23 protein-coding genes are annotated in these 25763 nt (G+C 55.5%); 13 read left to right on the plus strand and 10 right to left on the minus strand.

Annotated elements, in window-relative coordinates; all coding sequences use genetic code 11:
• Positions 1-18: 18 nt before the first annotated feature.
• The 4 genes from H5P30_RS01795 to nifH form a co-directional block, all read right to left on the minus strand.
• Positions 19-516, minus strand: coding sequence for a ferritin (locus tag H5P30_RS01795; RefSeq protein WP_185691252.1), 498 nt, complete (start codon positions 514-516; stop codon positions 19-21).
• A 27-nt stretch (positions 517-543) separates the two neighbouring features.
• Positions 544-1905: a nitrogenase component 1 gene (locus H5P30_RS01800; protein WP_185691253.1), complete on the minus strand. Its 1362-nt coding sequence runs from the start codon at positions 1903-1905 to the stop codon at positions 544-546.
• 39 nt (positions 1906-1944) lie between these two features.
• Positions 1945-3609 (minus strand): nitrogenase molybdenum-iron protein alpha chain, encoded by a 1665-nt coding sequence (gene nifD / locus H5P30_RS01805; protein WP_246459189.1) that lies wholly within the window; start codon positions 3607-3609, stop codon positions 1945-1947.
• Between the two features lie 77 nt (positions 3610-3686).
• Positions 3687-4511, minus strand: coding sequence for a nitrogenase iron protein (nifH, locus tag H5P30_RS01810; RefSeq protein WP_185691287.1), 825 nt, complete (start codon positions 4509-4511; stop codon positions 3687-3689).
• Positions 4512-4977: 466 nt separating this feature from the next.
• On the opposite strand from nifH, the gene H5P30_RS01815 reads away from it, so the two are divergent.
• Positions 4978-6600, plus strand: coding sequence for a sigma 54-interacting transcriptional regulator (locus H5P30_RS01815; protein ID WP_221774254.1), 1623 nt, complete (start codon positions 4978-4980; stop codon positions 6598-6600).
• Positions 6601-6899: 299 nt separating this feature from the next.
• On the opposite strand, the gene H5P30_RS01820 is transcribed toward H5P30_RS01815, so the two are convergent.
• Complete coding sequence (locus H5P30_RS01820) at positions 6900-7538, minus strand: ThuA domain-containing protein (protein WP_185691254.1); 639 nt, start codon at positions 7536-7538, stop codon at positions 6900-6902.
• A gap of 363 nt (positions 7539-7901) precedes the next feature.
• On the opposite strand from H5P30_RS01820, the gene H5P30_RS01825 reads away from it, so the two are divergent.
• The 8 genes from H5P30_RS01825 to H5P30_RS01860 all read left to right on the plus strand — a co-directional run bounded on the left by H5P30_RS01825 (position 7902) and on the right by H5P30_RS01860 (position 12871).
• Positions 7902-8063 carry a hypothetical protein gene (locus tag H5P30_RS01825; RefSeq protein WP_185691255.1) on the plus strand — a complete coding sequence of 54 codons (162 nt, stop codon included), beginning with the start codon at positions 7902-7904 and terminating at the stop codon, positions 8061-8063.
• 179 nt (positions 8064-8242) lie between these two features.
• Positions 8243-8470 (plus strand): DUF167 family protein, encoded by a 228-nt coding sequence (locus H5P30_RS01830; RefSeq protein WP_185691256.1) that lies wholly within the window; start codon positions 8243-8245, stop codon positions 8468-8470.
• Positions 8471-8504: 34 nt separating this feature from the next.
• Positions 8505-8927 carry a DUF5069 domain-containing protein gene (locus tag H5P30_RS01835; protein ID WP_185691257.1) on the plus strand — a complete coding sequence of 141 codons (423 nt, stop codon included), beginning with the start codon at positions 8505-8507 and terminating at the stop codon, positions 8925-8927.
• Positions 8928-8968: 41 nt separating this feature from the next.
• On the plus strand, positions 8969-9769 hold the full coding sequence (locus tag H5P30_RS01840; protein ID WP_185691258.1) for a hypothetical protein: 801 nt from the start codon (positions 8969-8971) through the stop codon (positions 9767-9769).
• Between the two features lie 45 nt (positions 9770-9814).
• Complete coding sequence (locus H5P30_RS01845; protein ID WP_185691259.1) at positions 9815-10180, plus strand: hypothetical protein; 366 nt, start codon at positions 9815-9817, stop codon at positions 10178-10180.
• A gap of 27 nt (positions 10181-10207) precedes the next feature.
• Positions 10208-10696, plus strand: coding sequence for a macro domain-containing protein (locus tag H5P30_RS01850; RefSeq protein ID WP_185691260.1), 489 nt, complete (start codon positions 10208-10210; stop codon positions 10694-10696).
• A 132-nt stretch (positions 10697-10828) separates the two neighbouring features.
• Complete coding sequence (locus H5P30_RS01855) at positions 10829-12154, plus strand: sulfatase-like hydrolase/transferase (protein WP_185691261.1); 1326 nt, start codon at positions 10829-10831, stop codon at positions 12152-12154.
• An 18-nt stretch (positions 12155-12172) separates the two neighbouring features.
• A complete protein-coding gene (locus H5P30_RS01860) occupies positions 12173-12871 on the plus strand; it encodes a L,D-transpeptidase family protein (protein ID WP_185691262.1) in 699 nt (232 codons plus the stop codon).
• A 449-nt stretch (positions 12872-13320) separates the two neighbouring features.
• On the opposite strand, the gene H5P30_RS01865 is transcribed toward H5P30_RS01860, so the two are convergent.
• Both H5P30_RS01865 and H5P30_RS01870 read right to left on the minus strand, forming a co-directional pair.
• Positions 13321-14373 carry an alpha/beta fold hydrolase gene (locus H5P30_RS01865; protein WP_185691263.1) on the minus strand — a complete coding sequence of 351 codons (1053 nt, stop codon included), beginning with the start codon at positions 14371-14373 and terminating at the stop codon, positions 13321-13323.
• Between the two features lie 870 nt (positions 14374-15243).
• Positions 15244-15576, minus strand: coding sequence for an ArsR/SmtB family transcription factor (locus H5P30_RS01870; RefSeq protein ID WP_185691264.1), 333 nt, complete (start codon positions 15574-15576; stop codon positions 15244-15246).
• A gap of 70 nt (positions 15577-15646) precedes the next feature.
• On the opposite strand from H5P30_RS01870, the gene H5P30_RS01875 reads away from it, so the two are divergent.
• The gene (locus H5P30_RS01875) at positions 15647-16717 is read left to right on the plus strand and encodes an alkene reductase (protein WP_185691265.1); all 1071 of its coding nucleotides are present in this window, start codon (positions 15647-15649) and stop codon (positions 16715-16717) included.
• Positions 16718-17338: 621 nt separating this feature from the next.
• Here H5P30_RS01875 and H5P30_RS01880 read toward each other — a convergent pair.
• Complete coding sequence (locus H5P30_RS01880) at positions 17339-17998, minus strand: HXXEE domain-containing protein (protein WP_185691266.1); 660 nt, start codon at positions 17996-17998, stop codon at positions 17339-17341.
• A gap of 162 nt (positions 17999-18160) precedes the next feature.
• Here H5P30_RS01880 and H5P30_RS01885 point away from each other — a divergent pair, with 162 nt between their 5' ends.
• The 3 genes from H5P30_RS01885 (at position 18161) to H5P30_RS01895 (ending at position 23810) form a co-directional block, all read left to right on the plus strand.
• Positions 18161-19231 (plus strand): bifunctional transcriptional activator/DNA repair enzyme AdaA, encoded by a 1071-nt coding sequence (locus H5P30_RS01885; protein ID WP_185691267.1) that lies wholly within the window; start codon positions 18161-18163, stop codon positions 19229-19231.
• A 283-nt stretch (positions 19232-19514) separates the two neighbouring features.
• A complete protein-coding gene (locus H5P30_RS01890) occupies positions 19515-20633 on the plus strand; it encodes a serine hydrolase domain-containing protein (protein WP_185691268.1) in 1119 nt (372 codons plus the stop codon).
• Positions 20634-21566: 933 nt separating this feature from the next.
• The gene (locus H5P30_RS01895; protein WP_185691269.1) at positions 21567-23810 is read left to right on the plus strand and encodes an exo-beta-d-1,3/1,6-glucosidase; all 2244 of its coding nucleotides are present in this window, start codon (positions 21567-21569) and stop codon (positions 23808-23810) included.
• A gap of 378 nt (positions 23811-24188) precedes the next feature.
• Here H5P30_RS01895 and H5P30_RS01900 read toward each other — a convergent pair whose 3' ends face one another.
• Both H5P30_RS01900 and H5P30_RS01905 read right to left on the minus strand, forming a co-directional pair.
• Entirely contained in the window at positions 24189-24542 is a 354-nt protein-coding gene (locus H5P30_RS01900; RefSeq protein ID WP_185691270.1) for a helix-turn-helix domain-containing protein, read from the minus strand.
• Positions 24539-24871: an addiction module toxin RelE gene (locus tag H5P30_RS01905; RefSeq protein ID WP_185691271.1), complete on the minus strand. Its 333-nt coding sequence runs from the start codon at positions 24869-24871 to the stop codon at positions 24539-24541. Before H5P30_RS01905 ends, H5P30_RS01900 begins: the two co-directional genes overlap by 4 nt.
• Between the last annotated feature and the right edge of the window lie 892 nt (positions 24872-25763).

Here is a 25763-nt window from a genome sequence, read left to right on the forward strand (position 1 = left end):
GGATAATTCGCTCCCCTACTAGCCGAGGGTCTGGATGATATGACGGTCGAGATTCAAGAGAGACCCTGGGCAGTCGCACTTCTCCAGAAGGCCAACCATGGTCGCCGCCCAAGCTTCTTCCTCGACCTGCTCTTCAATGAAGTTGAGTAGGAAGGGTACCGAGCGGGGATTGCCCGAGGCGTTCGCCTCGTCATAGCATTCGATAATGAGTTGAGTGTTCTTCAACTCGAGGCCGCGAGCAAACAGCGCAACTTCCAGAAGACTATCGAACTCGGTCCGGGGAGGCTCCATGCCGCCGATCTCCGGCTTCATCGAACGCTCACTCATGTGCGCGATAAACTTGCGGGCATGCTCACCCTCCTCGCTGGCCTGCTTGCGGAAAAACTCCGCAAAGCCGTTGAATTCATTATCGGCGCACCATACCGCAAGCGCCTCATAGCTCAAGGCGGCGTAGAACTCGTGATTCACTTGCCGGCACAGGAGTGCCGGCAAGTCGGATTTTTGGGTTTCACTCATAATCTTCTTCCTTTGGGCGAACCGGACTTACTGCACCAGCTCGACTTCGTGGTCGGGCAGGAGTCGATCATCGCGATCGAAGAACGCGTCGGTGATCTTTTCGACCATTCGCATGGCTCCGGCGTATCCGACGAGCGGGAAAGCACGGTGTCCGACCCGGTCCAGCATCGGGAATCCGAAGCGGACGAAGGGAATGTCCTCCGCGCGAGCGACATACTTCCCATAGGTATTTCCCATGAGTAGGTCGACCGGGTTGTTCTTGATCCACTGGTGGAGGTAGTGCAGATCGCTGAAGGCCTTGACTTCCGTATTGGGGGCCTTGGCTTTCATCTTGCGTTCCCACTTCTTCCCGGGAGTTCCGGTGATGGCGATCGAAGCTTCCATGCCCAGTTCGGTCACGAAATCGATCATGCTGCTGACGTGGTCCGGATCCCCGAAGATGGCTACCTTCTTTTTATGGAGATACTGCGACATGTCGCTGATCATATCGATCAGACGACCGCGTTCAGCATCGAGCCAAGCTGGAACCGCAGTGTCCCCGGCAACCCGTAGCGCGTTGACAAACTCATCCGTGGCGCGGACCCCGATCGGCAACTCAGCGATTTTTCCTTCGACTCCACATTTCTTTTGGAGGGAAGTCACCGCTGCAGTGCTGGCCAAGGGACCAAGTCCGATCGATACCATCGTGTGGCCCATCTCACGGAGGTCGGAGATCTTCGTTCCGCCGTCCGGATACATCTTGTAGTGTCCGTCGTAAGGCGTATCGAGCACATCCGAAGCATCAGGGGCGAGGATGAACTCGACTCCCACCGCAGTCGCCAGGCGCTTGATCTCCCGCATGTCCGATGGATCGACGAACCCAGGGAAGATGGTGATGGTGTTCTTCCGGGTGTCTCCCGTTTCGGCAAGATATTTCACGAAGGCTTCGCACTGATTCGAGAAGCCGGTGACATGACTCCCGACAAAGCTCGGCGTATTCGCGTGAATGACGGTCTTCCCTTCGGGGATCTTCCCGGACTCGATGGCCTTCTTGATGATGGTCGGGATGTCGTCCCCGATCACTTCCGAGAGACAGGTCGTGTGCACGGCCACAATCTCCGGCTCATAGATGGTGAAGATGTTTTCCAGCGCGCTGGTCAGATTGGCCATTCCGCCGAAAACGGAGGCCCCTTCGGTGAAGGAACTGGTCGTGGCGACGACCGGCTCCTTGTAATGACGGGTCAGGTGACTGCGATGATAAGCGCAGCATCCCTGTGAACCGTGTGAGTGCGGCATGCACCCGTTCACTCCCAGCGCCGCATACATGGCACCGATCGGCTGACAGGTTTTCGCCGGATTGACGCGGAGCGCCTTGCGTTCGCGGAGTTCCGCTGTGGTTCCTTCCAACATGGTATGATTTCCTTTTTAAGTGTTTGAATTGATTTACGCTTAGGCCGTGACTTCTTCCGAAACGGTAGCTTCGGGCGCTTCGTCGGCTTCGTGCCAGGGAGCGCGGGTCAGCTCCCAGACGCGGGAGGAGGTCATGCGGTCGATTTCCTTGAAAAAGTTGATCGCACCCTTGAATCCGGCGTAAGGTCCGCCGTAGTCGTAGGAGTGGAGCTGCTTACAAGGCACCCCCATCTTCTCGATCACGTATTTGTCTTTGACCCCGGAGCCGATGACGTCGGGCTTGTAGAGTTCGATCAGCTTCTCCATCTCGTGATGGGAGATGTCATCGATGACGAGTGTGTCCTTTTTCATCTGCTTCAACATCCCTTCGTAGTCGCTGAAGGCGAAGCCGGACTCTTCGAGAGACTTCTTCCGATCGACCGTCTTGCGAAGGTTGAAGCGCTCTGGATCTTCTTCGATCGTGAGTTCTTCAATATTTCGTGAATCCGCATCGACCTTGATGCTCGGCAGAACCTCGCGGCCTTCGTAGTCGTCCCGGTGGGCAAACTCGTAACCGGCGGCAATCACCTTCATCTCCATATCCTCGAAAAGATCCTGGTAGTGGTGCGCCCGACTGCCTCCCACGAAGAGAGCGGCGGTCTTGCCATTGGTGCGGGTCTTCACGTCTTCGATCACGGGACGGACCTCGCTCATCTCGGCGGCGATCACTTCCTCGACCCGGTCGATGAGTTTCTTCTCTCCAAAATATTGGGCGATCTTGCGGAGGGACTTCTTCGTGCCTTCCAACCCGATGAAGTTGACCTTGAACCAGGGAATCCCAAACTTGGTCTCCATCATCTCGGCCATGTAGTTGATCGAGCGATGACACATGACCACATTCAGATCCGCCATGTGCGCATTGCAGATCTCGTCGTAAGTGACCCCACCAGAGAGCGTCCCAATGATCTTGATTCCGCAGAGGGCCAGAATCCGGTCGATTTCCCACGCGTCCCCGCCGATGTTGTATTCACCGAGGATGTTAATCGTGTATTCGCCTTTAGAGGGAGTGTCGTCCAGGCCGATCATGTTCTTAAACACCCCGTTATTTGCGATGTGGTGACCCGCCGACTGGGAGACTCCCTTGTAGCCTTCGCAGGAGAAACCGAAAATGTTGATCCCCAGTTTCGCCTTCATTTCCTTACAGACCGCGTGAATGTCGTCTCCGATCAGACCGACCGGACAGGTGGCGTAGACTGAGATCGCCTTCGGTTTGAACTCATCGTAGGCTTCCTGAATCGCATCCTTCAGAAGAGTCTCCCCGCCGAAAACGATGTGATTCTCCTGCATGTCGGTCGACATTGAATACTGCAGGTAATTGGTTTCACCCTCGTTGCGGATCTTCGTGAAGTTCCGGCGGGAGAGCCAGCTGTAGTAACCACAACCGATCGGGCCATGGGTGATGTGCAGGATGTCGTAGATCGGTCCGATGACCACCCCTTTACAACCTGCATACGAGCAACCGCGCTGGGTGATGATGCCCGGGACCGTCCGACTGTTCGCGCCAATCTCGGCGGGAGTCGAAGGGTTCTCGTTGACCATCATCTGCTTGCTGCGCTTGCGGAGAGTCTTCTTCGGATAAATATCGAGCATCTTCTCCCGCGCTTCGGCGGCGGAAGGCCCGGTAGGCCCCATGGGCGAATCGTTCTTAGCGTTTTCTTCTGACATTGGATTAAACTTCGGTGTTGCGGCTGGGCGGTTGACCACTGCCCCCGGGTTCCGACCGGTGACAGTGGAAATTCACCTTATTGGAAAAGGCCGTATTCCATGAGGAGCTGCTCGAGTTCCTCCATGGCGAGCGGCGTCGGGATGACCTTCATCTCATTCTCGTCAATCTTCTGAGCGAGTTGACGGTATTCGTTGGCCTGGCTGCATTCAGCATTCCAGTCGATTACCGTCTTCCGGTTGATCTCGGCCCGCTGCACGTCGTTGTCACGGGGAACGAAATGGATCATCTTCGTGCCGAGGCGACGGGCGAACTCCTCAATCATCTCCGCTTCGCGGTCGCAGTTGCGGCTGTTGCAGATCAATCCACCGAGGCGAACGACACCGGTCTGGGCAAACTTCAGAATCCCCTTCGAGATGTTGTTGGCCGCATACATGGCCATCATTTCCCCTGAGCAGACGATGTAAATTTCCTCGGCCTTCCCTTCGCGGATCGGCATGGCGAATCCACCGCAAACCACGTCCCCGAGAACGTCATAGAAAACGTAGTCCAGTTGTTGGTCCTCGTCATAAGCGCCGAGCTGCTCCAGCATGTTGATCGAGGTGATGATCCCCCGGCCGGCACATCCCACTCCGGGCTCCGGACCGCCGGATTCAACACAGAGACTTTCGGAGAACCCGCCGCTGCGGATATCTTCGAGCTCCACGTCCTCTCCCTCTTCGCGAAGAGTATCGAGAACCGAACGTTGGGCCAGACCGCCCAGAAGAAGACGAGTCGAATCCGCCTTCGGGTCGCAACCCACGACCATCACCTTCTTGCCCATCTCGGCGAGAGCGGCGACCGTGTTTTGGGTTGTGGTCGATTTGCCAATTCCGCCTTTTCCGTAGATGGCGACTTTGCGCATTTTCTTTTCCGTGGCCTTCTCGGCCACCGGTGCTTCGATTGTAGTAACCATTTTGATTTCTCTTTGTTTTGGTGAATAAAATTGTTCGAGCGAACGGATCCTGTGTACTCACGGATCGTGCCAATCCAAATTCAGAACAACGTAAGACATTCATGGCCATGGAGATAAAAATTTAAACCGCCCTACTTCCGCCCATTGGCGGTTTTTCTAAGCCCCTGAAAACGTAGCCAATCTCCGACACAAACGTCGGACGTAGGTCCAAATCCTACATTTATGTAGGATCCCTTTCTTCATAAATTTTGTATCTTTATTTCCCCGACAGGATAAGGGACCCTTCTTAAAAGAATTTGATCCGCTAATCGCTCAAGTGTGAGAATGGCTAATACCTCAAGAAACTACGCTTATCCCCCATGGAAAAGGGGAGTGAAAGCCTCATTCGGCACCCTTTAAGCTGCATCCAGCAATCGTGATCGACTCAAAACAATGCCAGAACAAAGACTGCACGATCGCCCGCGAGGGGCCTTCGCTCGAAATGCTGAACCGATCCACCGGGATTAACTGCCGCTCTGTCCAGGAACTGGGCCTCCTCTTTGCCGTCAGCCGCAGTCTCGAGAACAGCTTTGATTTGACCGACGTCGCACGGCCCGTCCTCCGGCGTCTCCAAGACTGGATGGGACTCGAGCGGGGCACCGTCGCCATCCTCAACCGCGACACCGGGGGCCTTCTCGTCTCCGAGGCCATCGGGCTCCCGCGCGATCTGGCTGCCAACGAGTATTTCAAACTCATTGAACCTCATCTCGAACATGTGGTTCGCAAGAAAGACGCGATCATCGTCCACGATCTGGACCGTTGGTCCCGGGAGAGCGACATACCCTCCGAAACCATCGAAAAACTGCAACTGCGCCCCCAGACTGGCTTGATCTGCATCCCCCTCAAATTTGCCGACGAGATCATCGGGACCCTGAGTATCGAAAGACGCCGCAATCCACAAACCGGCTGGGAGGCAGATTTGCGCCTCTTATCGATGCTCGCCTCGATTATCGCCCAGGCGACGAAGGTGCGCCAAGAGGCCGCCGAGCAGATCCAAAGCCTTCGCGAGGAAAACGACCGGCTTCATCAGAAAATCGGCTCGGGCAATCGCCCTCAGGACATGATTGGTTCTGCCAGTTCGATGCGGGCGGTCTATCTCCAAATCGACCAGGTGGCCCCCAGTCTCACCACGACCCTCATCCGGGGCGAGAGCGGGACCGGGAAGGAGCTTGTGGCCAAGGCTGTCCACGAACGCAGCAAACGGGCGTCTAAGCCGTTTGTAAAATTCAACTGCGCAGCCCTCCCCGATTCGATCATAGAGAGCGAGCTCTTTGGTCACGAGAAAGGAGCCTTCACCGGGGCCCTCGCCACCCGCAAGGGCCGGTTTGAGATGGCGCATGGGGGAACCATCTTTCTCGACGAAATCGGAGACATCTCGATCGCCACCCAGGTCAAACTTTTGCGAGTGCTGCAGGAAAAGGAATTCGAGCGCGTGGGCAGTCAGGAGCCCCGCCGCGCCGATGTTCGGGTGATCGCCGCCACCAGTCGTGATTTGGAAACGATGATGGCCGAAGGCACCTTTCGGGAGGACCTTTATTATCGGCTCAACGTCTTCCCCATCTACGTGCCGCCGCTCCGGGAGAGAAAGTGTGACATTCTGCTGCTCTGCGACTTTTTCGTCGAAAAGTATGCCGACCGGATCGGGGTCAAAGCCCCCCGCATCTCCAGCGCCGCCATCGACCTTCTCGCCAGCTACCATTGGCCCGGCAATGTCCGGGAACTGGAAAACTGCATGGAGCGGGCCGTCATCATCGCCAAGGGGGAATCCATCAAGGCCCACCATCTTCCGCCCACTCTACAGAAGAAATCGCCGCGCGAAGGAGCCGTCTCCGACACCCTCGAAGACGCCCTCGAATCCCTCGAGCGGGAAATGCTGGTCGACGCCCTCAAGGAAACTGGCAGCAATATGGCCGAGGCCGCCCGTCGCCTCGGAATGACCGAGCGCAAAATGGGCCTCCGGGTGAAAAAATACGGGATTGATCGCGAGCGGTATAAGTGAGCTGGAAGCAATCGATCTGAACTTGAGGAACGGAATGGCGACAGCCCATTTCGGCTTAAAACCGGAAAAGTTTAAACTTCTCGAACGAACCACTAGAAACGCCTCTTGTCGTTCCTCTGCCCAAAGCCTGGAGCGGAATGGCGATCGCCATTTCGACTGACGCCCAGAGTGTATGGATTGAACCGAGAAAAGAGACAGGCTGGCAGCCTGTTGTACGTTTCGACGTTTCGGAACGCGGACTTCAGTCCGCCCCGCATGCCTCTCCGATGTAGGCCCGCAGCGACGTGAAATCCTGAGCCCTACCGCGAGGCCCAGCAGACGCCGGCTACGATGAAGTCCCAGACCGCCGGATGGTCGTCATATTCCTTTGGGCTGTGACCGAGGGCGCAGTAGAAGACCCGTCCGTTTCCCCATTTGCGGGTCCACGCTGCGGGCATGTCGACGGTGCCGCATCCGAGATCATAGTCGGTCGAGAGGAGAACATTGAGCCCCGGATCGACGTGGAGGTAGTATTGCTCGGAATCGTAGACGAACTTTTCGGCCAAACCATGGGTCAAGGGATGCCCCGGCTGGGTCACCCGCACCGTATAGGGTCCCACGTAGGGATGGGCCACAAAGCGGCCACCGACCATCTCGTTGTAGGTCATGGCCGATCGAAAGGCGTCCCCCATTCCTCCGTGGGCACCGGCAAAACCCGTTCCCGCCCGCACCGCTTCGCAGAGAGCGGACTCTTGATCGCCAGTCAACTCGCCCATCGTCCAACAAGGCACAATGACATCAAAGGCCTTCAGCGAGTCCGCATCGTCGAGGCAGGAGAGCGAATCCGACCGCGTCACCTCATGTCCCCGCTCCCGCAGAGAAGACTCAAACCGGAGACTCATTTCCTCGGGAAAATGGCCGTCCCAACCACCATAGAAAATCAAAGCGCTTTTTGCCATAAGGAGAAGATCCTAGTGCAAAGGATCCCGAACTGGAAAGTCGGAACTATCCCGGCTAGCCGTTCCTCTCCCTAACGAAAGAGAAAACAGCAGCGCACCACCAATCCAACGTGGGGAGGTTGCTTCAGCACCTCCCGTCCCCCGTCAGCCTATCCGTAAGAAATGGCTATCGCCATTCCTCTACAACCAAATCCACCGATTTCCGACTTCTGACTACTGATTTCCGGTCTCCCGTCCCCGTTCAGCCCATCCGTAAGAAATGGCTATCGCCATTCCTCTACAACCAAATCCACCGATTTCCGACTTCCGACTTCTGACTACTGATTTCCGGTCTCCCGTCCCCCGTCAGCCTATCCGTAAGAAATGGCTATCGCCATTCCTCTACAACCAAATCCACCGATTTCCGACTTCCGACTTCTGACTACTGATTTCCGGTCTCCCGTCCCCGTTCAGCCCATCCGTAAGAAATGGCTATCGCCATTCCTCTACAACCGAATCGACCGATTCCCGATCTCTGAATACTGATTCCCGATCTCCCGTCCCCTCTCAGCCATCCGGAAGAAACGGCTATCGCCGTTCCTCTACAACAAAGATCCACCGACTACTGACTACTGAACTCCGACCTCCGACCTCCGCCATCTCCCATCTACAAGAAAAAATTCCACTTTGCCCCACCCCTTCTCTTCGCTAGAGTCCTCTCTCCCGTGAAAACCCTCTCCGTCAAAGTCAAACCCAACGCCAAGACCAGCGAACTTGCCGAGCAGGAGGATGGGACTTGGAAAGCCTCGCTGAAATCGCCACCGGTTGACGGCAAGGCCAATCAAGAATTGATCAAGCTGATCTCCAAGTCCTTTCGCTGTCCAAAATCGGATGTCGCCATCAAGAGTGGCGCCGGATCCCGCCTCAAACGAATCACCATTGCCTCCGAATAGGCAGTTTTCGTATCAAACCACCACTTTTCAATTTATGAACGACCAACCACCCATCTCGGCCTACCAAGAAGTCTGTGGGATGAAATATTTCCCCCGCATGCTCGACAAAATCCGCAAATATGCCGCCGGAGAACTCCGCGAGGATTTTCACCATCACCTCGGGATCGGCCTCGACGGTCGCACTTGCCAGTTTCTCCGCATTGATTATCAAAAGCTGAAGGAAAAAACCTTGGCCGGAGGAAGCGACGAGGAGATTTTCCAATGGTGCGACGAGAACGGACGCCAGCTCGATGAGAACGACAAGATCATCTGGAATGGCTTTGTCAGCAAGATCGGGTGGAAGGATCAAGTCACCGAATCGCTGATCGAACGTAAGAAATCGAGCGGACTCGAAGATCGGGACGAGATTCAGACCATGGTCGAGTACTTCGAATACGACGAAGGACGAAAAAGCTAAGGTCTGCCTTGATGATTTCCGCCCGTATCCCGAATTCTCCCATGAAAGCTGCATCCTTTTTATTCATCGCCATCCTCCTGTCCGCGGGTCCGCTCCAATCCCAAGATTCAGCCGAGGCCGAGGGCAATTGGATGATGGACTACTACCTGGACCCGACTCCAGAAGAGCTTCCGAGCCACCTGATCCAGTTGTCCGAAGACGGCGTCCTCTCTGATCCGAAGGCCCAGGCACCGATCGTCGGTTTCACCAGTCAGGTCATGGCCAACCATCCAGACCGAGTTGGCGACTGGATGGCTCAGCTGTCGGATCTCCCCGAAGATTCCGCCGTGGCCGTCCAGACCGCTCTCTGGTTTTCCAATACCGAAGCGAGTCGGGAATATTTTGAAGAAAACGACCTGAACGAATATCTGGAGGCCCCCGCCCCCGACATTCTAGGAATGGCGATCGATAATCCCGGCACCCTCGACCTGCTCTGGGGTTACTTTTTCGCCACGGGGGAGAAGGCTCCCATTGAGTCGCTGGTCTCCTCTCTCGCGCTTGCCCAGTATGCCGGAGCTCTCAACGCCTATCCGGAATCCGAAAAGACCGAGACAGACCGCGAAGCCGCCTATTTCGACGCCACCTTTCAGTCCGCTCTCTGGTCCTTGGAGAGCAACGCCGTCGCCCACCCGCGCGTCCTGCAATATTGCCAGGAAATACTTGCAGAAGGAGATCTGACGGAACGGGAACAACTCTGGCTCAAAGTGGTCCTCTCCAAAGCGCAAAAGCAATTGACGCCCGGTCCTCTGCCCGACGAGCCCGACGCCGAAAAAGCCGAAACTCCCGAAAAGGAAGACCTCTGATTTCCGACCTCCGTCGATCCGACCCTCTCCATCTGTTGAATTCCCATGCCTGAATCCGAACCCGATCCGATCGAACTCCGCTGCCGCACCGAGAGCGTTCGGTCGATCCTCACCCCGATCCTCGATCTCGGGATGCTCATCCTCCTGAACCAAAGCGGCGCGTTTCGGGGACTGACCCACCTCGGACCTCCGGGAGTCCTCCTTATCCTCGGATTGGTCATCCTCCTCTACCTTCTCGTCCCCATCCTCGGACTCTTCTGGGGGATCCGCAGCTACCGCTACTCGAATTCAGAGGATCGCAAGACCCGCATCTTCGCCATGATTGGTCTCGCCCTCAACTCCCTCTTCATCGCCTTTGCAGTAATGGGACTGGCGAACGTCATGCGGGCGAATCTGGAAGCTGGAGGTTGATTTCAGGGTTCACCATCAGATTTCCGAATGATGATAGAAATCACCCAAGGAGATATTACTCAGGCCCCCACCCAGGCCATCGTCAATGCAGCCAACGAACAGCTTCTCCTCGGAAGCGGTGTAGCTGGGGCGATTCTCCGAACGGGAGGCTCGGCGATTCAAGAAGAGTGCTATCCGCTCGCTCCAATCCGCGAGGGAGAGGCTGTGGTGACTGATGCAGGAAACTTGCGGCACGACTACGTGATTCATGCCGTGGCTCCCAATGGGACGAAGCCCGGCTGGGAAAACTTGGTATCGAACTGTGCGAGCAACATTTTCCGAATCTGCGAGGAAAACCACATTGAATCAGTTGCGATTCCAGCCTTGGGAACCGGAGTTTTCAATCTTCCCCCTTCTCGAGTCGCCGAACTTCTCGTCGCGGCTGCTCAAAAATTTCGCGGCGAGCACCTCCAGAAGATCGTTTTCGTCCTTTTCGATGAGGAAAACTTTCTATGGTTTCACCGAGCTAATTCTTAAGCCCCCAGAAAACCAAACCTCGTAAAATCCGCTCGAATCGAGAAACTCCATTATTACAGTGCAAGCAGAGCCATTCTGACGAGACTTTCAGACACAGACGCTGTCTCATTTCCAAAACAAATCCTTCTTCCCATGTCCTCTCCCAAACGTCCCAACATCATCTGGTTCATGGTCGATCAAATGCGCGGTCAGGCGACTGGCGCCAATGGCGACCCCAATGTATTCACTCCGCACCTCGACAACATGGCCGTCTGCGGAACCAACTTTCCCGGAGCGGTCTCGGGATATCCTCTCTGCTGTCCCTGTCGGGCCAGCATGCTCACCGCGCGCTACGCCCACAATCACTCGGTCAAATGCCATGAAGACCGTCTCGATCCCTCCTTCGAAACCGTGACGGACGTGTTCAACGAAAACGAATACGAAACCATCTACCTCGGCAAATGGCATCTGGCTGGGATGAAAGAAGCGGAGGGCCGGACGGCCTTGAGCACCGTGCCCCGGGATGAGCGCGGCCGTTTCGACACTTGGCTAGGCTACGAGAACAACAACAGCCAGTGGGACTGCTACCTCCACGGGCACGACGGCGACGACGAGGTGGAACACTGCAAGCTCCCCGGCTACGAAACCGATTGTCTCACCGATATGGCGTTGGAAAGGATCGAGTCCCGCGGCGAGGATGATCCTCCATTCTTCATGGTTGTCTCCGTGCAGCCCCCTCACTGGCCATCCCTGGCCCCAGCGGAGTATCGCCACTATCAGGCGCAACAGCTACAACTTCGTTCCAACGTTCCCAAGACTGAAGAAGCCAAGGCGCGCTTTGATCTTTCGGGCTACTACGCTCAAATCGAAAACATCGACGCCAATGTTGGGCGGATTATGGATAGCCTGCAAAACACAGGCCAAATCGACGACACTCACGTCCTCTTTTTCAGCGATCATGGCGACCAGATGGGCAGCCATGGACGCTTTGGAAAATGTGTTCCCTTCGAAGAATCTGCCCGCGTCCCGTTTCTCATCGGAGGCGGCAAACCGATGCGCTACGACGGATGGCAATGCGGAAACGCGCCTTCGCTCGTCAACCATGTCGACATCGCGCCGACGAGCCTCGGTCTCTGCGGGATTGCTACACCTGACTGGATGGAGGGATTTGACTATTCTCACCGACGCACCGGAAACAATCTGCAGGAGCGGCTCGGCAGCGAACCCGACAGCGCCTATCTGCAACTCATCGGCCAACGGGAGTCCGGCTATCCTTGGCGTTGCGTCGTCACCCGCGATGGCTGGAAATATGCCTGTGTGGAGGGTGGAGAATGGCTCCTCATCAATCTCAAAGACGATCCCTACGAGCAGAACAATCTCGCCTTCAACCCTGCCTACCAAGGCAAGCGCGAAGAGATGAAATCCCTCTTGAGGGACTGGATCGAGAAAACCGGCGATTCCTTCCCCGTCCCTCAATAACAGGTCTCAACAGCCTTCATGAAGAGACTTCTCCTCCTCGTTCTAGTCGGTTGTTTGTCCGCGTGCCTTTTCTACCACTATGGACGGGGCCTCTGGTATCCCTACTTCTTAAAAATCCGCGGAGAGCGGACCGTCGAAGAGGTCGTTCATGAAATCCGCCAAAGACCCGGGATCGATTTCTCGGCGGAAAGGTATGAGCGACTCGTATTGCTCGGACTCAAAGAGGAACGAAAACTCGAAGTCTGGGGCCTCAAACCATCCGAGGATCCTGAACTCGTCGCCGTCTTTCCTTTCACTGGATTCAGCGGCGACCTCGGTCCCAAACTAAACGAGGGTGACGGGCAAATCCCCGAAGGGATCTATTCGATTGAATTTCTGCATCCGAACAGCAGCTATCACCTTTCGCTCAAGCTCAACTATCCCAATTCCTGGGACCAGCAAAAGGCCCGCGAAGACGGCCGCACCCGTCCAGGGTCCGACATTTTCATCCACGGCAAATCCGTAACGATCGGATGCATCCCCATCGGAGACGAAGGAATCGAAGAGCTCTTTCTCATGGTTGCCGAGACCGGCAAAGAAAACGTAGAAGTCATTCTTGCTCCCTATGACTTCCGCCTTCGGGAGGAGGTTCCCGCAATCGAAGAAATCGACTGGGAAAACGAGCTCTACCAGTCGATAAAACTCCGTCTGGAGGAGCTCGGGGTTCAGTTCACCTGAGCCAGTCCGAACTTCCTAGCCGGAATCCGGCTCATCAGGATAGCTGTCCCAGATTTTCTCGACTGGAGTAGGAACTTCGATCCTCTCCACGACAGAGCTTTCCCCATGCGCATGACTCTAGCCGGTGGGTGAAGTTCCAATCACTGGGACCGGCTGCTTAAGCTGCCGACGCTGCCCCTCAGCCACTGCCTCTCCGCCCAACCAACCCTTTACGCCAATGGCCCAACTCCACCGAGGCGATTCAGCGACCCTTACGCCAAGACAGCCCCAAAAAGATCCGCACCGAACTTCCGGTGAGAATCTCTGCCTTCACTCGCTCTGGGCCACCGCCCCTCGATCCCGCACAACTGAAGATCGGCAGCTTAAGCAGCCGGTCCTTGGGAAGATTGGTTGGAACCGAACGTTTCCGGCTCTGGGGAAAAAGGACAACTCTGCCCTCTCAACGACGCCTACTCTTCTGCAGCCACCGCAGCACTCACGGCCTCGCCAATTTGGTCCGAGGAATCGCCCTCGGACACACCTTGAAGAAATGACAAGTATGGATCGATAAACCGATCAAAGGCTTCGATGTGGGGAAGGTGGCCAATGCCTTCGAGCTCCACCAAATAAGAGTCAGGAATGGCCGCTGCGGTCTTTTTGCCGAGCTCGGGATAATTGCCGAGTGTGGCGCGTGCTTCATCGGAAACCAAATTCTTCCCCAGCGCGGTCCTGTCGCGCTGGCCAATGATGAGCAGGGTCGGCATCGACAGATCTCCAAACTCATAGACCACGGGCTGGGTGAACACCATATCGCCGGTCAAAGCTTGGTCCCAAGCCATTCGCGGATACTCCGGGCTCTCGATAAAAGTGGCGAGGAGCTCCACCCAGGGGTCATATTCTTCCTTCCAGTTTCCATCGTAGTAGGACTCCAGTTGATAGGCGCGAATTTTCTCCGCCGTCTTGGCCAACTCTCCTTCATATCGCTGGTCGATCGTGATGTAGGGAACGCCCTGGGCCGCCCAATCCTCAAGACCGATCGGATTGAGCAAGGTCAGCGATTCGACCTGATCTGGAAACATGAGCGAGAACCGCGTCGCCACCATGCCTCCCATGGAGTGTCCCAGAACCTGAACCTCCTCGACGCCCACCGATTCCAGAAGCTCCCGAGTGTTGTGGGCCAGCTGCTCAAAGGTGAATTGGTAATGTTCCGGTTTTGATGACTTCCCAAAGCCGATCTGATCCGGGATCACCACCCGAAAACCTGCATCCACGAGAGCGTCGGCTGTGTCTTCAAAATAGGCTCCGGAAAAATTCTTCCCGTGGAGAAGAAGAACTGTCCCTTTCGGATCCGATTCAGCCGGGCTGACGTCCATATAGACCATTTCGAGGGTCTGCCCCTGACTCTCGAATTCAAAGACCTCCTCCTCAAAAGGATACTCAATCGACTCCAGTCGAATACCCGCCTCGTCCCCGAGAAGAGCAACACTGGCCGCAATGAAACTGAATGGTATCAAAAAGCGCATTCCCGAACGATGTGGAAGGGAGGCCAATGATTCAAGCAGCAGAGGCGATTCGCAAAAAGTTTAGAGGTTCATGGAGAGAGCTTTTCGGGTAAAAACGGACTTGGTTTGCGGAGAGGCAGCGAGAAGGGCGCAGCTGAAGCTACGTCCCTACTCCCGTACCACAGGCTGCCAGCCTGTGCCGCGAATCGAGAGCTGGTCTGGTCCTGCGAAGCTGCCGAGCGAAGCATGGAAGCTCTCGCTACTTGGGTCTCCCCTTGTCGCATAATTTCATTCGACGACTAAAAGCCGCCTAACAGAACGACCTGGAGAACTACTTCCACTCGAATACGAACTTGGCCAGCTGAGGGGCAGCGAGATGGGCGCAGCTGAAGCTACGGCCCTACTCCCGTACCACAGGCTGCCAGCCTGTGCCGCAAATCGAGAGCTGGTCTGGTCCTGCGAAGCTGCCGAGCGAAGCATGGAAGCTCTCGCTACTTGGGTCTCCCCTTGTCGCATAATTCTAGACGGCGACTAAAAGCCCCCCTAACAGAACGATCTGGAGAACTACTTCCACTCGAATACGAACTTGGCCAGCTGAGGGGCAGCGAGATGGGCGCAGCTGAAGCTACGGCCCTACTCCCGTACCACAGGCTGCCAGCCTGTGCCGCGAATCGAGAGCTGGACTGGCCCTACGAAGCTGCCGAGCGAGCATGGAAGCTCTCGTTACTTTCGTGTCCCGCTCAGGAGCGCGGTGCTTTCGCCCGCGTCTTCCCCTCCGTAAATCCCTGCCAAACAGTCCAAAACCGAATACCATCCACCCATCAAAAAAATAGACTCCATCCAACTCGCGGGCGAAAGCACCGCGCTCCCGCTTGAACCCCGAAACGTTCTTCAAACCACTTCCGACTCGACCAGCCTCAGCAAGCCCGGGAACCTCTCTTCAAATTCCTCCCGGCGAAGGGAGGAAAGGCATTTGGTTCCCTCGACGCGGGTACGGATTAAGCCGGCATCCCGGAGGGCTTCGAAATGATGGGACACCGTTCCCTTGCTCAACTGCAGGGGGATCTCATTGCAGCTGATTTCTCCCTTCTCCGATTCGATTACGGCTCGAAGGATCGTCACCCGAGCAGGGTCCGAGAGCGCCTGCAGTGCTGCATTCAGCGTTACTTGCGAGAGTTCGGGATGAGTGTATTCCTTGGCGGCCATGGAACCAATGGATACCATTGTTCGATAAAAATCAAACTTCTGATTTGACCCAATACCTGCATTTCTTATGTTCGAAAACCATCGAACAATGAAAACAGCCACGAAATCTCCTCTCTTCCAGCCTCTCACCGTGGGGGCTTGGAACCTTCCAAACCGCCTGATCATGGCTCCTCTCACTCGCTGCCGGACGGGCGAAGACCGCGTCCCCAACGAGATGATGGTCGAATACTACCGTCAACGAGCAACCGCGGGACTGATTCTGACCGAAGCCACCTCGGTGGAACCGATGGGAGTCGGCTATGCCAACACGCCGGGGATATGGAACGACAAACAAGTCAAGGGCTGGAAAAAAGTCACCGAGGCGGTCCATGCCGAGGGCGGACGGATCGTTCTCCAGCTCTGGCACGTCGGGCGCATTTCCGATCCGATATTTCTGGATGGAAAACTGCCAGTGGCTCCCAGCGCCATCAAGCCAGACGGACACGTCAGGCACCTTCGACCCATGAAAGCCTATGAAACGCCCCGCGCTCTGGAGACCGAGGAGATCGCCGGAATCGTCGAAGCCTACCGTCGTGGAGCCGCCAATGCAAAGAAAGCCGGCTTTGACGGAGTGGAGCTCCATGGCGCCAATGGCTACCTGCTCGACCAATTTCTTCAGGATTCTACCAATCACCGAACTGATAATTACGGAGGTCCACTGGAAAACCGGGCGCGCTTGATGTTCGAAGCCGTCGATGCCGCCGTCGATGTCTGGGGTGCCGACCGGGTGGGTCTCCACCTATCCGCCAAGGCCGACGCGCATGACATGGGCGATTCCGACTTGGAGGCCTCCTTTACCTACGTCGCCCGTGAGGCGGGCAAGCGTGGACTCGCGTTCCTCTTCACTCGCGAATCTCAGGAGGAACCGCGTCTAAGCCCCAAGATGAAGAAAGAATTTGGCGGGATCATGATCGCCAACCAGCAACTGGATCAGAAAACAGCGGAAACGCTGATCGAAAACGGCGACGCCGACGCTGTTTCCTGGGGCCAACTCTTCATCGCCAATCCGGATCTGGTCCATCGCATGGAGATCGGGGCTCCCTTGAACGAGCCACAATCCGACTCCTTCTATGGGGGAAGCGAAGAGGGCTATATCGACTATCCTTTCTACGAAGGATAATCGAAAGCGATCCGGAAACGGTTGGGACAAGCTCGAGAAACGACTCTCGTCGTTCCTCTCCCAAAAAGATTGGAACGGAATGGCGAGAGCCATTTCGGCTTCTAGCCGGAAACATCAAACCTCCCACAAGATTCTCTAGAAACGACTCTCGTCGTTCCTCTCCCAAAAGATTGGAGCGGAATGGCGAGAGCCATTTCGGCTTCTGGCCGGAAACTTCAAGCCTCTCACAAGATTCTTTAGAAACGACTCTCGTCGTTCCTCTCCAAAAGAATTGGAGCGGAATGGCGAAAGCCATTTCGACTTCCGACCGGAAAACTTCAAACCTCTCCCAAGCTTCTTTAGAAACGACTCTCGTCGTTCCTCTCCCAAAAGATTGGAACGGAATGGCGAAAGCCATTTCGACTTCTGACCGGAAACTTCAAACCTCTCACAAGATTCTCTAGAAACGACTCTCGTCGTTCCTCTCCCAAAAGATTGGAACGGAATGGCGAAAGCCATTTCGGCTTCTAGCCGGAAAAATCAAACCTCCCACAAGATTCTCTAGAAACGACTCTCGTCGTTCCTCTCCCAAAAGATTGGAGCGGAATGGCGAGAGCCATTTCGACTGCCGCCCTACATCTCTCAATCCGCGCTCTCTAACGGCTGGCGATCATCGCCCTCACGGCGCACCGCGGGAACCATGCACCGCCTCGGAAACCCATACGGCGACTCTCGATTCTTCATCCAATCGATGAGTTTGAGAATGCCCACGTAGTTGAGAACGAAACCGAGCGGAATGCCGATTCCCCAATCAACCCAAGTCGCCGCCCCGGTGCTCACGATTTCCACAAAGAACCAAATGACAATCGGGAGAAACAAGACAAAGGCGGTCAGCATCCCCGGATTATAGAAAGTCTTGCCCTTCCGGTTAAAAACGATCGTGTGCGCGAACACATTTCCCACCGACACGAGGATCGTAGCGATGCCGAGCCAAAGAGCCGCTTCTGCAAAGACCGCGGCCAGAAAATAGGTCATCCAGCCCATCCCGACATTCACCGCGAGGGAGGTTTGGGCGTTTAGAGGATAACGCTCAGGTCGATCGCTCCCGAACAAGGTGGTATTGATCAAACCCGGGAAATAGCCGGGGAACCGATACTCCTCAAACTGATGGAAAAACAACGAAACCAGGCTGATCCAGAGAATCAAGGGCAGCCCTGTATACTCGGCTCCCCAAACGAATCCAAGCAACCCGAGACCCAGAAAGGGTCCGAGATCGAACCAATGATTTCGCAAGAACTTCATACCACCGAGAATTTCGCTCCGATCGAAGCGAAATTTTCCGACTTCGGCAACCCTGCGAATAGGAAACCGCGTCCCCAGAAATTCCACGCACATTTTTCGGCGCAACGTTTTCAAAAATTCTGCTAGGATCCCCCGATCACTGCAGACTGATCCATCCACTCCATGAACCAATCGTCGTCACAATCGTCCAACCGTTCCCTGCCGGACTCGGAATATTACCGGGCCTTCCTCGATCGCGATTCGAATTACGATGGCATCTTCTTTGCTGGAGTCCGTTCCACGGGGATTTTCTGCCGCCCCACCTGCAGCGCCCGAAAGCCCAAACTGGAAAACTGCGAATTTTTCGCCACGGCGCAGGACGCTCTTCTTGCCGGATACCGTCCCTGCAAGCGCTGCCATCCGACGGACCACCCCGGATCTACTTCGCCTCTGATCAAGGAGCTCATCACATTGGTGGAATCGGATCTCACCCGACGCTGGAAAGATCAGGATCTGCGTGCCCGCGGCATTGATCCCACCACCGCCCGCCGCCAGTTCAAGAGCCGTTTCGGCATGACCTTCGTTGCCTATGCCCGCGCCCGACGAATGGGAGAAGGGCTCAAGACCATCCGCTCCGGCGAGAGAGTCATCGACGCCCAAATTGACAGTGGATACGAATCCGGGAGCGGATTCCGTGACGCCTTTTCCAAGATGATGGGCTCGCCCCCGTCCGGCAACGTAGCTCATACCCTTAAAGCCGAGTGGATCGACACTCCCCTCGGTCCCATGATCGCCCTGGCCGACGAGAGCGCTCTCCACCTCTTGGAGTTCGTTGATCGACCGGGACTCGAGACCGAGATTCTGCGACTCCGCCAGAAACACGGCTTGGCAATCCTCCCCGGCCGCACGCCAATCACCGAGCTCCTGGAGAGCGAACTCGCGTCCTATTTCCGCGGCCAACTCCAAGAGTTCACCACACCTCTTCACCTCTACGGTTCGGACTTCCAGAAATCTGTCCTCAAGATCCTCCAGCAAATTCCCTACGGCGAGACCTGGACCTATGCCCAGCAGTCGGAAGCCCTGGGTAACCCCAAAGCCATTCGCGCCGTCGCCCGCGCCAACGGCATGAACCAAATCCCCATCCTCATCCCCTGCCACCGCGTCATCGGCTCCGACGGCAAACTCACCGGCTACAGCGGCGGCCTCGCCCGCAAGGAGTGGCTCCTGGACTTGGAGAAGCGCCGGAAATCATGAGTATTCCGTCTCCTCTCGCCCTAATGGCACTAGTTTAAGACGAATCACGAGGATCATTGGCTAATTTTAACTGGGTCGGCACCACAACCCAGAATATCGTCTCAGGCCCCTACCCCCAAGATCCCTAGAATCTAGGAAACCACAGCTACCAAAGCCTCGGCTCACGAAACCCACAAAGGCTAGACAACCGAGGCATTTGACTTCATTCATTTCTCGGACGCCCTACGTGTCAACCAGCTCGGAAAGCCGACTGGACCACCCAAACCTTTACCGATCGATTTCTATGCGAACACCCATTCTCACTCTCATCACCAGTTCCATTCTGGCGGCCGCAGGCTCTCTTTCCGCCACCTCCCTACCGGTTTCCGCCTCCCTTCCCGTGCAGCTCAACGACATCGTCGATCAGACGGTTGAGGAAAAAGGCATGACCGGAGTCGTCGTCGGCATCTGGAAATCTGGAAAGGAAATTGTGATCATCCAAAAAGGTACCGCAAACCTCGACGAGGAGACTCCACTCAGCCAAGACGACCATTTCCGCATCGGCAGCGTCACCAAGTCTTTCACCGTGACTCGCATTCTCCAGCTGGTCGACGAGGGGCAAATCAGTCTCGACGACCCGATCAGCGACTACATCGACGATCTGCAAAACGGCTCCGCAACCCTCCGGGAACTGGCCGATATGAGCAGCGGGATTTTCAACTATACCGAGGACGGCGAGTTTGTCGGGATGCTCTTTGAGGACATTTCAGCACCCTGGACCGAGCAACAACTCGTCGACGTGGGGAATCGAAATGCCCCCTACTTTGCTCCGGGCGAAGGATGGCACTACACAAACACCGCCACCGTTCTTCTCGGAATGGTCATTGAAGAGGTCACCGGCAATCCTCTGGCTCAAGAACTCGAAACCCACCTTTTCGAGCCTCTGGGATTGAGCGAGACCTCCTATCCCATGACTCCAGCAATGCCCTCCCCCTTCGCCCACGGCTACGCCCTCTTTGACGAGGAGGAAGGCGTGGAGGATTTGACCGCCTCCAATCCAACCAGCTCAGCTGGATCCGGCGCCATGGTCTCGACTCTCAACGATCTTCAAAAATGGGGCGTCGCCCTTGGCGAAGGCACCCTCATCAGTCCGGAGTTGCAAAACGAACGAGTCCAACTGCTCCCCAACGAAGACTGTCCCACCTGCCCCGAATACGACGGTTATGGAATGGGCATCGGCAACCTTGAGGGTTGGCTCGGACACACCGGGGATTATCTGGGATACCAGAGCCTCGTCATGCACGATGAGGAGACAGACCAAACCGTCGTCATTCTTACCAATTTCCGCAATTTCACCAACGCAGACCACCTCCCCACCGATCTCTTCCGGGAAATGGTTCCCCTACTGACTCCAGAATTCTGAACCCGAGGGCGGTGCCCTTCCCCAATGGCTCCGAGTTCAGCTACTGCACGACATCACTGGCGGATGAATCAGACTGGTCAGAACCCGTCTATCCCGCAGTTAGGAACATTCCATAAACGAGTGGCATTCGCGACAACGGGGGTCCCCCCGGCGTAGCAATGCAAAACCGGGTGAGGTAGTTCTCTGATGCTGGCAGGTTCTCAAACTCGTTCCATTTGAGGGCCCACCTCGAAGGTGCTGAGAACCGCGCAAAGGAGAGCTCGACCCTCTTTCACGAGGCTCCGTGGAGAGATTCTGTGAAATCGATCAGTTCCAGCACCGGAGGTTGTTTCTCGTCGATCAGATGATGCCCCGATCCACAGAGGAAATCCAAGTCGACAACGCTCACCAACCCCCCCCCGGCAAAATGGGAAGTTGGTCTTGGAGGGATCTCAAGTTCCCTCCAAGACCTGGAACCACCTCAAGGTTCCAATACCCATTTTCTATTCCCTCAACCAAAGAGTCGTCTTGTCGACGCTCGAAGGTTCACTCTCCCCTCCTTACCCCAAGAAGTAGGTAGAGTCGCAGGAATAAAAAGCTCAAAAAATTCGAAAGATCACGCGGGCTGGACTGTAAAAATTGAAAAGACAAATGATTCGAACCTCCCTGGCGCCGAGCGAAACCAAGTCCCCTCAAATAGCCGGGATTAGCATCAACTCGGACCCGAAAAGGGATCCTCTGCCCAATAACTAAATCGTTATATTCATTTTCCGTTTTGTAAAGCGATAAATTCGTTTTGAATCGCAATCCTAAAACCCTTTCCCTAACGTTCACTCCCTTATATCGTATATCATATCAGTTTATTTCCCCTTTTCCCGTATCCGCTTGACTGCGAAATTACCCAAAATTTAACGTTATATCTTTTTGACTTAAACCTGACGATCACTTCAGACCATGACGGCTCCCTACCAAGATCCCAAACAACCTACGGAAACCCGCGTCTCCGACCTCCTCTCCCGCATGAACCTGGAGGAAAAAATCGGACAAATGCTGCAAATGGCCTGCGGCCATGGCGATCCGAGTGAGCATATTTTCGAGCGGAAAGTGGGATCGCTTCTCCACATCCAAAATGAGCGGGCCGCCCTGGCCATGGACTTGGCGGCCAAGACCCGTCTCGGCATTCCCCTTCTATTCGGAGACGACTGCATCCACGGACACTCATTCCACCCCGGAGCCACCATTTTTCCGACCCAGTTGGCCATGGCCAGTAGCTGGAATGCAGACCTCATCGAGGAATGTGCCCGCGTCACCGCCCGCGAGGTCAGCTTGACTGGCCTTAAATGGACGTTTTCTCCCGTTCTCTGCCTCACCCGCGACCTTCGCTGGGGCCGGGTCAACGAATCCTTTGGAGAGGACCCCTTCCTCATCGGAGAATTTGCCTGCGCCATGATCCGGGGATACCAAGGCAAAGGTCTGGACGATCCGGAGGCCATCCTCGCCTGCGCGAAACACTACGCCGGCTACTCGGAAACCCAAGGCGGGCGCGATGCCTCCGAAGCGGATCTGAGCAAGCGCAAGCTCCTCTCCTACTTCCTCCCTCCTTTCGAACGGGCCGCAAAGGAGGGATGCATGTCCTTCATGACCGGATACCAGTCCATCGAAGGGGTTCCATCGACGGCCAATCGCTGGCTCCTTCACGACGTCCTCAAAGAGCAATGGGGATTCGATGGAATCCTGGTCACCGACTGGGACAATTGCGGCCGGATGTTCTGGGAGCAGAAGATCGTCCCCTCCATGAAGGAGGCCGCAGCTTTGGCCATTAAGAGTGGCAACGACTTGATCATGCACACGCCCAGCTTCATCGACGGGGCCCACGAAGCCGTTCGCGACGGGTTGGTCACCGAATCCGAGATCGATGAAGTCGTCGCCAGAATTCTTAACCTCAAGTTCCGACTCGGTCTTTTCGAGAATCCCGGGAAACCGGACCTGGAACGCCAATCAGCCGTCATCGGCTGCGACGCCCACCGGGAAACCAATCTCGAGATGGCCCGACGGTCTCTCATTCTCCTCCAGAACGACGGGATCCTTCCTCTCGACTCCAACAAGCCACGCAAAATCGCGGTCATCGGACCGAATGCCGATGATCCGCAGGCCAACCAAGGGGACTGGGCTGGAGCCAGCGGTCAGGTCGGCTGGATGAAAGACGGCCATCCCCGAGAGTGTACCGAAACGGTTCTCGATGGAATCCGCACTATCGCCCCCGAGGGAAGCACCATCACTTACGCGCGTGGAGCCGACATCACCTTACTCAAGGATGCGGTCGATCAGACGTATAACGATGGTCAAGAGAAACAAAAGGTCTCCGTCATAGCCGAACCGGACGAAGAGATGATCCAGGAAGCCGTCCAGAACGCCCGCGCAGCAGAGATCGCCGTCGTGGTCGTTGGGGACAACAACTTCCTCGTAGGGGAATGCAAATCCACCGCGACTCTGGAGCTACAAGGGGGCCAGCGGGCTCTCCTCGAGGCCGTGGCCCAAACCGGCACTCCCATGGTAGTGGTCCTCATGCACAGCAAACCGAATGTGCTTCCGGATTCTATACAAAACGCAGCCGCCATCATCGAATCGTTTAACCCGGGCATGATGGGTGGAACTGCCATCGCCGAAGCGATTTTCGGGCATTTCAACCCCTCTGGCCGCCTGACGGTCTCCGTCCCCTACCACGTCGGCCAGCAACCGATCTTCTACAGTCAGGTTCGCGGGCAGCATGGCGAAAAATACGCCGACATGACCCAGGACCCTCACTTCGCCTTCGGATTTGGGCTGAGCTACACCACCTTCGCCTACAGCAACCTGTCCATCCAGAAGACCGAATCGCTGACCCGCGAAGACACCCTTCACTTCCAAGTCACGGTGACCAACACCGGCGACCGGGCGGGCCGGGAGACCACCCAAGCCTACGTCTCGGACCTCGTGACCTCCGCCACCTGGGTCAACAAAGAGCTGAAGGCTTTCCAGCAAGTCGACCTCGAAGCCGGAGAAAGCCAAACCGTCCACTTCACCCTTCCCATCGCCAGTTGCACCCTGGTCAATGCGGACAGCGAGCGAGTCGTCGAACCCGGTGACTTCGAGCTCCAAGTCGGAAGCAGCAGCCGCGAGGACGATCTTCTCAAGGCTACGTTCTCGGTGAGTGATTAGGCCTTCTTCAGATTTTGCGACGCTCGGGAATTCGCTCTCGCCCCTCCCAGCATTCGCCCAAAGGGGGTGTCCTTGCGGAAGACCATTCCCACGCTGACAAAGTTCCATAGCGTTGGGCGGTCTCGAAAAGGCCGAAAATCGGAGCGCGGAATTCATTCCGCCCCGTTGGATTGGCTGCGTAGGAAAGGTGAATTGCGGAAGTTAAGGTGAAACACACCCGAGGGGCATGCGGGGCGGAACGAATTCCGCGCTCCAATTGCAACCTGGTCATCCGCCTCACTGCGAAATTCTACAATTGATTCGGAAATACCAAAACCCCGGAACCGCCATAGTGATGGTATTCGTATGACCCCATGAAATGACCAAACTGAACTTTGCTTATGCTTTCTCCACAAGAGCGTCATTCTCTTGAGGCTCCATCAATACTTCCGGATGCTTTTGAGCCACACGAAGGATCTTCAGCGCTGGCCCTGAAGGTTTGCGACTCCCCCTTTCCCAACTGGCTGCTGTAGTTGATCCAACATTCAGCATTCGGGCAAAAACCGGCTGGCTCATTTTGAGAGTTTGGCGAAGCGCAATAATTTGCTTTGGGCTCATCGGAGCAGGCTTTTTCGGCAATGCAAACTTGGACGTACGCATAGTGATCTTGCGCTTGCCTTTAACGTGATCGCGCACGACTTCAACTGCTCCGATAAAATCATCGGCATCAAATTCGATCTCTGTGTCTTTCATTTTTCGTATACCTCCTTAATTTCAGTCACAAGTTTAGCTACCCGCTTCTTCTGTTCCGGCTTTAAGTCTGTGATATCACCCTTGGTGAAAAGATAAAAAAGATAGATGATACCCGCCTTCGGAAGGTATAGGTAAATAATTCGAGCGCCTCCGCGCTTTCCCTTACCTTTTGCGCCCCAACGCATCTTTCGCAAACCACTAAGATGGGGAATAACATCTCCAACTTTGGGGTTTGCAACCAATTCAGTCTGTAGTTCCCGATATTCATCATCTTCAAAAACTTGCAGGACATTTTTCGTAAAGGCGGGCTGCTCGACTAACGTCAACACCGAAAAACCCTCACACAGTAAGGGCTTTTACGCAAGCGACATTTTGCAATTTTTAACCGCCGCAATCATTCAATTTGGCCTTATGCTCATTCGGCACGGTATTTAACTTTCCTATTCGTGTGATACGGCAGTCGCTCCAAGTACCCGGTTCCGGGGCATTGTTCCTCTCGGGAGGGCAAGACAAGTGAAATCTCCCACCGATCCAAACCAGCACCATAAATAGAACCGCGTTCGTGCTTCAGCCGCCTACTACTCTACCGCACAGTTTGATTCCTTAACCTCCTTTCGAGCCGACTGCACTCTGCGCTTTCCAAGAGATCCTCTCGGCCGGCTATGGAGTTCGGGAAACTGTGACTATCGGACCGGCCAGAAAGACCATTACTGAATATGGATCATCCCGCCCAAATATTCGTGGACGCCTCGCCGAAAAAGATGGGGTTGCCCACGGGACCAATAGTGTGTCCAGGCGAAATCGAACTGCATTAAGAGGCTCAGAACAGAGCTAGGATAGAATGGTTGAGAGACTTCGTCCAAAACCAAGACATGACGTCTTTTGTCCTTCCCCGGATGTGCGTCATCCTGAGGATCGTCGGAGGTTGAAAGGATGTCTTTCACGGAGGCGCCCGGCCTTCGCGCAAGACTACGGCGGGCAGGCCAGAGGCACGGAGAACGGTAAGAATCGGATGGCTATTCTGGACCCAATTTCCATGGAAATCATTCTGTCATATTTGATGCGAGCCGGTTGTTGCCGTTTCACACACAGACCCTGTTTTTTTCAGACAGCGGGCAAGAACCGCTTCATAAACCTATCCAAGGAGTCCCGCCCCAAGGTCTTCGTGAATCCCGAATCTGAGTGAAAAAACGCCTTCCTCTCAATTCCAACCCACTTCGC

Source organism: Puniceicoccus vermicola (assembly GCF_014230055.1).
GTDB lineage: Bacteria > Verrucomicrobiota > Verrucomicrobiia > Opitutales > Puniceicoccaceae > Puniceicoccus > Puniceicoccus vermicola.